At 61.6% G+C, this 11,979-nt stretch carries 10 protein-coding genes; 7 read left to right on the forward strand and 3 right to left on the reverse strand.

Annotated features, from left to right (window positions below; translation table 11 throughout):
• Window positions 1-32: 32 nt before the first annotated feature.
• The 6 genes from EH165_RS02235 to EH165_RS02260 all read left to right on the forward strand — a co-directional run bounded on the left by EH165_RS02235 (window position 33) and on the right by EH165_RS02260 (window position 4,181).
• Window positions 33-1,187, forward strand: a complete 1,155-nt coding sequence (locus EH165_RS02235) for a TadA family conjugal transfer-associated ATPase (RefSeq protein WP_124800248.1) — start codon at window positions 33-35, stop codon at window positions 1,185-1,187.
• A 198-nt stretch (window positions 1,188-1,385) separates the two neighbouring features.
• Complete coding sequence (locus EH165_RS02240) at window positions 1,386-2,111, forward strand: type II secretion system F family protein (protein WP_124797838.1); 726 nt, start codon at window positions 1,386-1,388, stop codon at window positions 2,109-2,111.
• 24 nt (window positions 2,112-2,135) lie between these two features.
• The gene (locus EH165_RS02245) at window positions 2,136-2,933 is read left to right on the forward strand and encodes a type II secretion system F family protein (RefSeq protein ID WP_124797839.1); all 798 of its coding nucleotides are present in this window, start codon (window positions 2,136-2,138) and stop codon (window positions 2,931-2,933) included.
• 302 nt (window positions 2,934-3,235) lie between these two features.
• On the forward strand, window positions 3,236-3,388 hold the full coding sequence (locus EH165_RS02250) for a DUF4244 domain-containing protein (RefSeq protein WP_422392122.1): 153 nt from the start codon (window positions 3,236-3,238) through the stop codon (window positions 3,386-3,388).
• 2 nt (window positions 3,389-3,390) lie between these two features.
• Window positions 3,391-3,801, forward strand: coding sequence for a TadE family type IV pilus minor pilin (locus EH165_RS02255; protein ID WP_239020665.1), 411 nt, complete (start codon window positions 3,391-3,393; stop codon window positions 3,799-3,801).
• Window positions 3,802-3,806: 5 nt separating this feature from the next.
• On the forward strand, window positions 3,807-4,181 hold the full coding sequence (locus EH165_RS02260) for an Rv3654c family TadE-like protein (protein WP_206426061.1): 375 nt from the start codon (window positions 3,807-3,809) through the stop codon (window positions 4,179-4,181).
• Window positions 4,182-4,357: 176 nt separating this feature from the next.
• Here EH165_RS02260 and EH165_RS02265 read toward each other — a convergent pair whose 3' ends face one another.
• On the reverse strand, window positions 4,358-7,948 hold the full coding sequence (locus tag EH165_RS02265) for a DUF5979 domain-containing protein (protein WP_164479085.1): 3,591 nt from the start codon (window positions 7,946-7,948) through the stop codon (window positions 4,358-4,360).
• A gap of 594 nt (window positions 7,949-8,542) precedes the next feature.
• Between EH165_RS02265 and EH165_RS02270 the strand changes: the two genes are divergently transcribed.
• Window positions 8,543-9,121 carry a DUF2510 domain-containing protein gene (locus tag EH165_RS02270; protein WP_124797843.1) on the forward strand — a complete coding sequence of 193 codons (579 nt, stop codon included), beginning with the start codon at window positions 8,543-8,545 and terminating at the stop codon, window positions 9,119-9,121.
• A gap of 15 nt (window positions 9,122-9,136) precedes the next feature.
• Here the strand turns inward: EH165_RS02270 and EH165_RS02275 are convergent, their stop codons facing one another.
• Both EH165_RS02275 and EH165_RS02280 read right to left on the reverse strand, forming a co-directional pair.
• Complete coding sequence (locus tag EH165_RS02275; protein WP_124797844.1) at window positions 9,137-9,445, reverse strand: Dabb family protein; 309 nt, start codon at window positions 9,443-9,445, stop codon at window positions 9,137-9,139.
• Between the two features lie 61 nt (window positions 9,446-9,506).
• The gene (locus EH165_RS02280) at window positions 9,507-11,858 is read right to left on the reverse strand and encodes a DEAD/DEAH box helicase (protein WP_124800250.1); all 2,352 of its coding nucleotides are present in this window, start codon (window positions 11,856-11,858) and stop codon (window positions 9,507-9,509) included.
• Window positions 11,859-11,979 lie beyond the last annotated feature (121 nt).

The following is an 11,979-nucleotide window of genomic DNA, read 5'->3' on the forward strand; positions in this document are numbered from 1 at the left end:
GCGTTCGTGACGACCGAAATGCGTCGGCGGGGATCCCCGCAGGGCTCGTGGAACGCGTCCAGGCTCGCCTTGCTGGCGAAGGAGGTTCGCTGACGTCGGCCTCTGTTGCGCGGGCGGTACGGGCAGAAACGGGCGTGCTGGTAAGCGATGCCGAAATGCTCCGGCTCATCCGCATGCTGTTGCGAGAGTTGGTCGGCGCTGGGCCCTTGACCTCATTGTTGAGCGACCCGTTGACCACAGACGTGGTGGTCAACGGACCAGACGATGTCCGCGTCGACCGCGGTGACGGCTGGGAACGAGTGAGTGTCACCTTCTCTGGCGAAGAAGCGGTGGCGCGGTTGGCCCGCAGGCTTGCCGCCGCCGCCGATCGCAGACTGGATGACGCACACCCCTACGTCGACGCCAGCCTCGCTGACGGCACCCGCTTGCACGCGGTTCTGGCGCCGATGGCCGCCTCTGGAACCTGCCTCTCGTTGCGCGTATTGCGCCCCACTCGCTACGACCTGGCGGCGCTGCAGCATCAAGGGACCTTCCCGGGTCTCGTGCTTCCGGCCTTAAGGGCGGTGATCCAGGCCCGACTGGCTTTTCTGGTGTCGGGCGGGACCGGGACCGGCAAAACCACGCTGTTGGCGGCGCTTTTGGGTGCAGTGCCGGAGAGCGAGCGCATCGTCACGGTCGAAGATGCGGGCGAGCTACGCCCCAATCACCCGCATGTTGTTCGTCTGGTAGCCCGGCCCGAGAACGTAGAAGGCGCCGGAAGTATCGAACTTCGGGAGCTGGTACGACAGGCACTAAGGATGCGGCCAGACAGGCTTATCGTCGGAGAAGTTCGCGGTAGCGAGGTCGTCGACTTGCTGGCTGCGCTAAACACGGGTCATGAGGGCGGCGCGGGCACGGTTCACGCTAACGCTGTTGCTGAGGTCCCCGCTCGGTTGGAGGCGTTGGCCTCGCTCGGCGGACTCGACCGATGCAGTCTGCACGCGCAGCTGCGGGGAGCTGTGCAAGTGCTGATCCACCTTCGGCGCAGTGTGACCGGGCGTGTGGTCTCCGAGATCGGGGTGTTGGTAGACAACGGCTCCGGGCTTGTTCAGTCGATGACGGCTTTCGATGCCTCGGGTAGGCCGGGACCGGGCGCCGAGCGGCTCGGGAACATGCTGATGGCAGCGGAAGTCGACGTGCCGTGGTGATGCGCAGCTGTCGGCTTGCGCTACGGCTGCTGTCCGGCTCAGAACGGTGAATACCGTTGCAACCCTAATCTTGTCGTCTGCTGCGTTGGCGGTCTACCCGATAAGCTCTGCCAGTTGTTTCGCGCTGGGCGTCTGCGCAGGCTTAGGGATTGGGGGGCGAGGACGAGATGGGGCAGACGGCGGTTCGATGACGGCATCGTGGCTTCCCTCGAGAAAGACGCGGTGCGGGCGCAGGCGCTGTCTCTTCGAACCCTGGGCGGTCGTCTACTTGTCGCGACGGTCTCCGCAACGGCCGGCATCGGCGCGGGACCGTTGGTGGCTGTTGCGACGGTGATCGTCATGGCAACGGTGCTGCACCTCGTTTCTGCATCCAGAACGAGAACCCGCGCGGTCACCGCGCGTACTGAACTCATAGAGGCGGTTCGGACACTCGGCAGGGAGCTCGCCTCCGGAGCCTCCATGGTGGCTGCCTGCGAGTCCGCCGCGACCGTTACCGGCGCCGCCGCCGCACCATTGATGCGCGAATTAGCGGCTGCGGCACGGCTTGGCGCCGACGTTGTTAGCTTCGCCGACCTCGGGGCTCGGCCCGATCCCGCTCAGGTCTACGTACGCGCCAGGCTTCAGGCCGCGTGGACGTTGTCCCGGGAACACGGAATAGCGTTGGCAGCTCTCGTAAATGAGGTGGCCACTGGCTTGCAATCGCAGGCGGAAATGGACGATAAGCAATCGTCACTGCTGGCAGGGCCGCGGCTATCTGGCTACCTGTTGGCCGCCTTACCGATCCTGGGAATTGGCTTGGGCTTGGGAATGGGGGCAAACCCTGTGCCGATACTTTTCGGAGAGGGAGTGGGTCCGATACTGCTGGTAGTGGGATGCAGCCTGACGTGTGGTGGGCTGTTGTGGGCGGCGAGAATTGCTAGGTAGCAGGATGTTCGCCGAGGGCCAGACGTGCTGAGCGCGACTGCGTCTGCCTTCCTGCTGGCCTCCGCGGCGATCGCGTTCTGGCCGGACCCACCTTCTCCAAGGTGGGGGTTACTCCGCCGGGCGACCGTCGATCGACGCATTTGGGACTTGGCGCCAGCCGATCGTCGAGCTTTGGTGATTGTCGCTGGGTTGCTCGGTGTCGCGACATTATTTGCACCCCAACAACTGCTGGCAGCAGTCCCGCTCGCGGGCGTCATTGGAGTTGCCAGCCGGCGGCTTCCGGTAAAGCCCGACCGCTCCGTGGTCACTGCAGACAGGGCTCAGCTGATCAGCTACCTAGACCTACTGTCCGCATGTCTTGACGTCGGACTGCCCACTGCAACTGCAATCGACTCGGTGCTGCGGGCCTCTGGAACGCTGCCCTCGACCGAGGAGATCGACACGGCGGGGAGCAATACCGGTGTTGCGAGAGGCGCCTGCTTGGACCCAGCTGGGCGAGCACTGGCCGAGGTGGCTGGCCTCTTGATGCTTGGTGCGGAGCCCGCGCGGGCGTGGCAGCCAGCAGCGAGCGTTCCTGATCTCGCGGCGATCGCGGCGGCGGGGAGGCGATCCGCCCTCGGCGGTATCGCTCTCGCGCAGGCGCTGCGCGATCATGCAGTCGTCCTTCGGGCAGCGTTGGACTCGGACCTCGAAAGCAAGGCCGGACGAGCTGGGGTTCTGATGGCGGCGCCGCTGGGGCTGTGTTTCCTCCCCGCCTTTATCTGCCTGGGGCTGGCGCCGGTGGTCATCGCATTGCTCGCCGACCTGGGCATTGGTCTGTGACTGCTTCCGTGCGTTGTCCACAAGTGGTTTTTAATCCACACCCAAGGTGATGGGTCGCGTCGCCGCATTGCCCGCGGACAAGCTTTATGAGAGCCGGCACCCGCCGGTGGATCGCACCAAAAAATGAGGGGGTCCTTTCGATGCTGCAACAATTTCGACGAAGAATATCGCTGCATTCAGAGAGCTGTAAACAGGTAGAACCGAGGCTGTTGGTAGGCAAGGCAGATGTCGAGACGGTCCCTGCGGGCACCGCGTATCCAAGCGCGAACAGTAGGGCTGAAACTGGCTGCGGTGATTCGGATATCGGCGACGCCGGTATGAGCACGGTCGAGTACGCGGTGGGAACCGTTGCTGCTGCGGCTTTTGCTGCGGTGTTGTATCGGATCGTGACGGGCGACTCGGTGGTGACGGGGCTGACCGATTTGGTGAATTCGGCTTTGAACACGTCGTTCTAGTCGTGGGTAGGTTTCGGTCGGGCACTGCTGGTGCTCCTTCCCAGCGCGAAGATCCTGATATCGGCAGCGTCACGGTCGAAGCGGCGATGCTGCTTCCTGTTCTTGTAGTGGTGCTGATGCTGTGCCTGGCCGGAATCGGTTGTCTCACAACGCAGTTGCGGTGCGCGGACGCCGCGCGGGAGGGGGCTCGGTTGGCCGGGAGGGGTGATATGTCGGCTGGTAGAGAGGCGGCGGCTCAGATAGCGCCGGACGGAGCGAGTATCTCCATCGAGTTCAGGGGTGACTTCGTGCATGTGACGGTGTCGGCTCAGCCGTATTCCGGTGTGCTGCCGGGGGTAACGATGGCGGCGACCGCAGTGGCAGCCAACGAGGAGTTGGCGAGTACCGCTTTTTTGGGCGGGGCTCCGAGGTGAGTTGGGTGGTGAGGCCTGTGGTGAGCTCGGCGATTGATGACGATGCCGGTAGCGCAACGGTTTTCCTTGCTTTCGCGGTGGCGATTCTTATGGCGCTCACCGTCGCGGGAGTGCAGTTGGGTTCGGCGATGATCGCCCGTCAGCAGGCTGAGAACGCGGCTGATCTCGGGGCGCTGGCGGGCGCAGCGCTGATCTTTTCCGGCGAGGCTGCTGCCTGCGCAAAGGCGGGTGCAACAGTTACTCGGGGGGGCGCCTCGTTGGAGAGCTGTCGCACAGACGGTTTAGATCTTCTGATCGAAGTCAGTGTCGCGGCAGGCTTTCTCGGTGGCCGTGCTCCGGCGAAGGCCCGGGCGGGGCCGGTGGGGGTCACGGTCGGTTGACAGGCGCCACGTTCCGACTAAGAAGTGTGACCGCTGTAGGCGGTGTATTTTGCGCCTTGGTGGATAGTTGTGGGTTGAGTGGTGGTTCATTCTCAGTAGAAAAAGAGTGTCATGGGATCGACTCTGCCCGGCGGTCAACAGTGAGAAGACCGTCGGGCAGAGCGACAACAAAGAGCCTAAAGAGCCCTGCGCCTGCGGCTTGCTCGCAGCATTATCGCGCCGAACCCCAACAGCAACAGTGCAGTAGCGACCTGGGGTTCCACCCAGGAAACTCCTGTGCTGGCGAGATATGGGCGGTCGGGCTGCGGGGCTGTAAGAGGTGCTGCCCGTCCAAGGGGGGTGACGGGCACTGGGCGGGTGACGGGAACTATGGGCGCCGCGGGCACTACAGGCACGGCGGGGATCACAGGCACGGCGGGGATCACCGGCACCTCGGGTTTAACGGGGGCATCCGGGACAACCTCTGTCGCGATGAGTGGGTTGGTCACCGTGACCGTAACGACAGAGCTTGGGGAAGCTTGCACCGTGTTCACCGAGTACATCGGGAGGGACCACGCAAAACCTGCTGGCGCAGCAGATTTGCTCGTTTCGTTCACGGAGCAGGACCTTCCCACCGGGACGTTCCCCAGACGGGCGCTGCCGGTGAGAGCGTCGGTCACTGTGATGGCGGCCTCAAAGGTTCCTGCATCGCCGCAGGACAACGTGACGGTGAAAACCCCGTTGGCCGAGGGAACCCCTGTCACGATCTTGACGATGTCGATGGAGCCGACGGTTGCCGGCACTTCCACTGCCGTGAGAAACGAAGTGGCAGTAAAAATGGCGCTGGCGCCTGCGGTCAGAATCGAGGATTGAGTAGGTGCGACAACCGGAGTGCCGGACCAGATGTAACCAGCGGGGGCTGCCGCTGTCACAGCATCCTCGAACACGGCGCAACTATCGCCTTCCGCCACGGTAATAGTGTTGGCCGAGGCAGACGATGACCCCGAAGGCACGGTGGCTGACCAGGACTGGACCGGTTGGTTCCCGCACACAATGGTGCCGGTGAACGTGAGGGATTGGGTGAGCCCAGTGCTGGTGATCCCGGTGATCTGCTTGATGATGGTGATGCCCGCTTGGCCCTTCTGGACTTCTTTCAGCTGACCGGCCACCGTAATAGTCACAGGCGTGGCGTTTCCGAGCTTGGCGATGGTCGCCGGGGAAATTGTGGAGGCACCGGTCCAGGTTGTCCAGGCCGGGGTACCCGGCAGCGGACCTTCCGTGATCTCGCAGGATTCGCCGTCGAAGAACTGGACAGGAGTGGAAGTTGCAGCTGACGCTCCGGCGGGAACCGTGACCGACCACGGCTTCGATCCTTGTGTCCCGCAGCTGATCTCACCTGCGAAGACCATGGGGGCGGTGAGCCCGTTGGGTCCCAGGCCGGAGATTGTCTTCGTGACGCTGATGGGTGAGGTTGTGTTGAAGATTTGGAGGTTGACCTGGCTGACGTTCGTAGCAGGGTTGGGGTCGATGTATTTACTCACTCCGGGGGTGGGCGACGCCGTTGCGGTGTTGGTGTAGGTGCGGGGGATGGGCCCAGCGGTGCCGACGATACTGAATCGGAGCGTGTCGCCAGCGGACAGGGTGCTGATGGTGCTGGAGACCGTGCGGGTGGATACATCGAAGGAAACTGCACCGCAGGTTGCGCTGCCGGTAACGACGGCGCAGGTAGCGGACCCGTATCGGAACCCGTCCGGCAGCGGGTCGCTGACCGAAACAGAATCGGCAGTTCCTGCCGATAGGTTCGCCACATCGACGGTGTACGTGACAGGTTCGCCGGACCGTACGACTGCGGGGGAAACCGACTTGTTGACGGCAACGTCGGCGCAACTTCCGGTTGTTGCCACTACAGACTGCTGGTTGTTAGTGAGGTCGGTATCTGTCGTTCCGTAGGGAACGTTAATGATGGCCCTGTTAGTAATCGAGATTGGAAGGCCGCACGACGTGACGGTAGTGGCAGCCGGAAAAGTGACAGTGTGCTTTACAGTGATCGTGGAACCCGCCGGGAAGACCGGGATAGCCTCGTAGTACATGGACATCGAATCGACGGCACCGGACTGACTGAAATTAGGACACGCGGCGCCGCCAGTGGTCTCGCAACCGACTAACTGATAGGACGGGGAGTCGAAGAGCGACCTCCACTGGCCTTCGAGGTTCAATTGATCGATCAGGTATGCGCCGTTTGCAGCATCTGGTCCGTCGTTCAGGGCAGTCACTGTATAGGTGATGGAACCCCCGGGAAGGACGCTGTCTTGGGACTGAGTTTTCGTAACTCTCAGGTCAGTTTTGGGACACGAAGGCGGCTCGGGCGTGGTTGCGTAAACCGTGCTTGAGTTGTTAAAGATATTCGTTTCGAAAACCCCTGAAGGCGGGTCGATAGTTGCCGCGTTCGATTGAACCTGTCCGGTAAGGCAGAAAACACTGTTCGGGTCTTTAATGAAAGTCACTTGATAAGTGAGCTGCACCGTGGATCCTGCGGGGAATACCGGGATTTTTGTGTTGTAGAAACTCATTGAGTTTTGCTCAGGATTCAAAGTAACTACTGGGCACACAGCTCCGCCCGTAGCTACACATCCAACGACTGCCGAATCTGTCCGGTACAGAGGGGGACCAAATTGGCTTCCGTGGATCGTCGCATTGTCGCCGCTCGTATCTCCCACATTGGAAAAGGTCGCGGTGTAGACAACCGCATCTCCATATTGAATATTCGATTTGGACTGGGTAATTATAGCGACAAAATCGGTAAGGCGGCACGCGCTGATAGGGGCTGTTGCTACCAGCGTTGGCGTTTGGTTATTCGAGTAATCCGGGTCGGTGATGGTGTCCGGAGGGTAGATATTTGCCCGAGCCATGTACGAAGCCTCAGGTCCGCAACCACCTGGAACGGGACTAGCTGAGAATGCTATGTCGTAGGTCACAACTACGGACGACCCGGCAGGGAAAATAGGGATGTAACTGTAGAAAGGGGCCATAGTATCGGTGTTGTTTGAAAACGTGGGGCACACCGCTCCGCCGGTTGGCACGCAGCTGACAAACCGATTGTCTGGTTGCGCGAAGAGGGTATAGGCAGATCCACCCAGGTTAGACGGTTGGGTGATCCGAGCGCCGTCGGCTGCGCTCGAACCCGAGTTGGCGAAAGTCGTGGTGTACCTAATCTTTTCTCCAGCCGCGAAAGTGTTTTGCGACGCCGTGATGGTGGCAGACAGATTCGCATCGGTGGTAAGGGCGGTGCCAACCGAACTGGAGTTGGTCGAGAGGTCGGGATCGGTGGTGCCTGCTGGCGCGGCGACAGTGGCGGAGGCGGAAACGGACGTGACCCCCACGGGGTAGCGACCGGTAACCGTGATTGTCGCCGAAGCTAGATGCGGGAACAGGCCAAGGCTGCCACTAACGCCCATGTTAGAAGCGGAAGTACTCGACGGGCACACGGCGCCGCCAGCTGCCGTACAGCTCGCCGCTACGTTCGTAGCCCCCGAAGGTGGGGTGAAGGCGAAAGTAGCACCATCGGCGTCGGGGAGGCTGTTGTTCTGTAGCGAAAAGCTGTAGCTGAAATTCGAGCCGCCGGGCGCAGTTGTTGGACCGGACAAAGTCACTTGCAGGTCAACCGAGGAGCCCGGTATGACGTCTGCGGATGCGAAGTTCGCTGGGGTGATGAGCAGCGAGGTGGAAAGGAGCGCGACGATGGTCGATGCTTGGAAGACGGCGCGCGCGTGCGCGAAAATGTTCTTCATGTGTCTTTTCATTACCGGCTGGGGTCCTTTTGGTAGGTTCCAGGACGGTTCAGGCAGCGACAGTCCTGCGCTTAAGATAGCAGGACATTTACGACATTAATTATCAGTGTCGGGTGGGTGCTTGGTAGATGCAGCTGGGTTCGGCGCTGATGCTTTCCGGCGAGGAAGCGGCATGCGTGAAGGCATTTGCGGTAGCGGGTGCCGCCGACGCCAAGTCGTAAAACTGTTGCACTAAAGCTCTGGATGTGTTGCTTGAGACCAGTGTTACGGCTGGCTTTTCTAGGCTGCTGGGCACTCCAGCAAGCGTGCGCGGGGCTGGTGGGAGTCACAGTGGGTCAAGGACGGCAAGAGTGAGCCAGCAACATCCGCAAATGCGAGCCGCTTGAGAGAGTCGTCGGTCAGTCTCCTTGACCCAAACACAGAAGTGAATGAATTTGTTTGCCCATGGCCCATTGCCCATTGCCCTTTGCCCTTTGCCCTTTGCCCTTTGCCCTTTGCCCTTTGCCCATTGCCCTTTGCCCACTGCCCATTGCGCCACGGAACGCGTGATAGTTTGCCGTTCACTGAGGTGCAACTCTCTTAGACAAGGTGACCATGACTCAATTTGTTCCTGAAATCGGCAATGCTTCCAGTACCAAGGCACCAAAAGGCGTTGGTTTTGCTGCCGCGGTCAGCGCGTGCTTCGGTGTGGTTTATTTTGCTATCGGGATGTACGTGATCCTCGCCTCTTCGGCAGCGTTGGCTGCCACTCGAAGACTTGGAGCATTCCGCGTTGATTTGCTGGGTGATAAGGGTACGGGGATCATCCTTCTTGCCATTGTTGCCGTGACACTAGGTCTTACCCTGGTATGGGGGTCTTTCCTTGCTCAAGGGCGTTCAACTCCTGTGCCCGCAATTGTCGGTCTAGGGATCACCACTGTCCTTCTCTTCATTGCAGTCGTGGAGATCCATCCGTTGATGCTTCTGCCGATGGCACTTCCCATTGCTGCGATTTTGACGGTGACGCGGCCCTTAGCGCGGCAGTTCTTCCAAGGCGACCGTGTTGACCGGCCAGCCCTCCAACGCGACCATGTTGATCAGCCAACAATCGAGGGCGCCTGGCACGCTGACCCTATGGGCCAAGCTCAGTACCGCTGGTTCGACGGCGAAAAGTGGACAGAGCACGTCAGGTGAGCACGCAGGCCCTGCTCAGTGCAGTTCGAGGTCAACCACCACTAAGCCGTCCACCCCACCCAGGGCGCACCCCACGATGCGTTGGCCAATAGCCCTGTGTTCCGCGTCATCGGCGTATAACTTTAGTGCGTCGTGATCAACAAAATCGATGCATAGCCCGTGGGTAAATCCGCGCTCCAACGCTTCAGGACTGCGGCTCGGCCCGAACGCGAGACCCGTCGCACCGGGCAAGCGATCGACCACTGCGCGCAGGTCGTCAAACGATTGCAACATAGCTTTCTCGGACTCCGTGGGGACCTGAGCCAGGAGGATATGGCGAATCATGCGTTCACGATACGCGGGCCAGTGGCACTGCCCACCAACGTATGTCGCGCTGTGCGAGACCTTAGCTAATGCCGTGTCCTAATGCACCGGCAACAACCGTCAGCACCGCGATCGCACCGGCTTTATCCAATGGATTGTTCCCATTTCCGCATTTCGGTGACTGCACACATGACGGACAGCCTGCGCGGCACGGGCAGCCGCGCACCGCATCGCGGACGGCACTGATCCACTCCCCGAGGATCTCGTGACCGCGCTCGGCGAATCCAGCGCCACCGGGGTAACCGTCGTAAACAATGACGGTTGGCAGGCCCGTATCCGGGTGCAGGTTGGTGCTCAAGCCGCCGATATCCCAGCGGTCGCAGCCAGCAAACAGGGGAAGCAGGCCGATGGCGGCGTGCTCGGCAGCATGGAGAGCACCCGGGATGCTGGCCTCGGAAACTCCCGCCGCAGCTAGTACCTGTTCGTCAAGGGTGTACCAGACAGCCTTCGTCTCCAGGGTGTGCTCGGGCATCTCCAGCGGCACCATGTCGATCAGCTCGCCGTTCGGCCGCCTGCGGAGGTATCCGACTACTTGCTCGGTGACCTCCACGGAAGCAAAACCCACGCGAAGAATGTCGCTGTGCAGCTGTTCTGAGTGAAAATTGGTAATTCGGACAGTCGAAGTTGAGCGAGCAGATGTTGTCCAATCGGGGCGTTCTTGATGGACCAAGGCAACGTGATGGCGCAAGTCCAAATCGTCGACCAGGTAAGTAGAGCCGCGATGCAAGTGAACGGCCCCTGGGTGCACGGTGGCTGGCGCGCGCGCCGAATCGACCGTGCCCAAAAGTCTTCCGGTGTCTGATTCCACGATGGTGACCTGGCCACCACCACCGCCGCGCAGGTCTACCTCGCTCGCGGGGTGAAACCGCTCGCTGTAGTACCAACCGGTGGCGCGCGCTCGGAGAACGCCGTCCGCGACCAATTCTGTGATAACTGCCAGTGCCTTGTCGCCACCAAAAACTTCGAGATCCGCTGTGGTTAAATGAGTTTCAGACGCAGCGCACGACAGATGCGGGCGCAGAATATGCGGATTCGTCGGGTCGGTAATCGCGGCCTCCACGGGCTTGCCGAACACCGCCTCCGGGTGGTGGACTAAGTACGAATCGAGTGGATCGTCTCGGGCGATGAACACCACCAGCGCCGGGTCGTCGCCGCGACCTGCGCGGCCCGCCTGCTGCCACAGTGAGGCAATCGTTCCGGGGTAACCAGCGAGGATAGCGGCGTCGAGCCCGGAAATATCCACTCCTAGTTCAAGGGCGTTGGTAGAGGCAACACCGAGCAGTTCGCCTGTGGCCAAGGCCTTTTCGAGCGCCCGGCGCTCCTCAGGCAAGTACCCGGAGCGGTAGGCGGCGATGCGGTCCACCAGAGCTGGGTTGATATCCAGCAGTCGACGCTGGGCGCTCATGGCGGTTTGCTCCGCGCCGTGTCGTGACCTGACAAACGCAAGAGTCCGAGCACCGGAGGACACGAGATCTGCCAGCATCCGTGCCGCTTCGCTCGGCGCGGAACGCCTTACCGGAGCTCCATTCTCGCCGAACACGTCGGGAATGATGCCAGGCTCCCACAGCACGAAATCGGCGCCGGGCCGGGGCGCGGTGTCCTGGGTAATCGCCACCACCGGGGCGCCGATGAGCCGCGAGGCAGAGACTGCGGGGTCGGCCACCGTCGCTGAGGCCAGAATGACGGTGGGTGCCGCACCGTACATCCGGCAGATTCGGAGCAGTCGGCGTAGCACCAACGCCACATGCGAGCCGAAAACGCCGCGGTAAGAGTGGCATTCGTCCACCACGACGTATTCGAGATTGCGCAGGAGTCTGCCCCAACGCGCGTGTTGGGGGAGGATCCCGCGGTGGATCATGTCCGGGTTGGTCAGGATCCATCGGGAGTGGGCCCGCACCCAATCCCGCAGGTCCATTGACGTGTCGCCGTCGAAGAGTGCGGGATGTACTCCGGGCAGGTCGAGATCGGTCAACGACGACAGTTGATCGGCTGCGAGTGCTTTGGTCGGCGCCAGATACAGAGCGCACGCCTTCGGTTCGGCCAGCAGATCGGTGAGCACCGGCAACTGGTAGGCGAGTGATTTGCCGGACGCGGTGCCCGTAGCGACGACCACATGCCTACCGTCGTGCGCCAACTCCGCTGCCTGGGCTTGGTGGGTGAACGGTCGCTCGATACCGCGCCGGGTAAAGCCATGAACGACCAAGGGATTGGACCAGCTCGGCCAGTCCTGCGTCTGGCCCGCTCGGCGGGGCAGGCTCTCGACATGCCGAACGGGATCTTCCTCCGAAGAAACTGCAAGTAGTAAAGACTTGAGCAGGGCTCCGCTGGCGCCGCCGGGTTCTCGCAAGCCGGGAGTGTCGGGAGCAGCGGGCATACCGCCATTCTCGCAGTTCCCAGCGCTGGATCCGGCCCCATTTGATGCGCCGATGGTGAACGCGTATCCCGGTCCCATGTCGAAGTCTGGGCGGATTTACTCGCCGGTAGATGTATGGCTT

Origin of the sequence: Nakamurella antarctica, from assembly GCF_003860405.1 — a bacterium.
GTDB classification, from domain to species: domain Bacteria; phylum Actinomycetota; class Actinomycetes; order Mycobacteriales; family Nakamurellaceae; genus Nakamurella; species Nakamurella antarctica.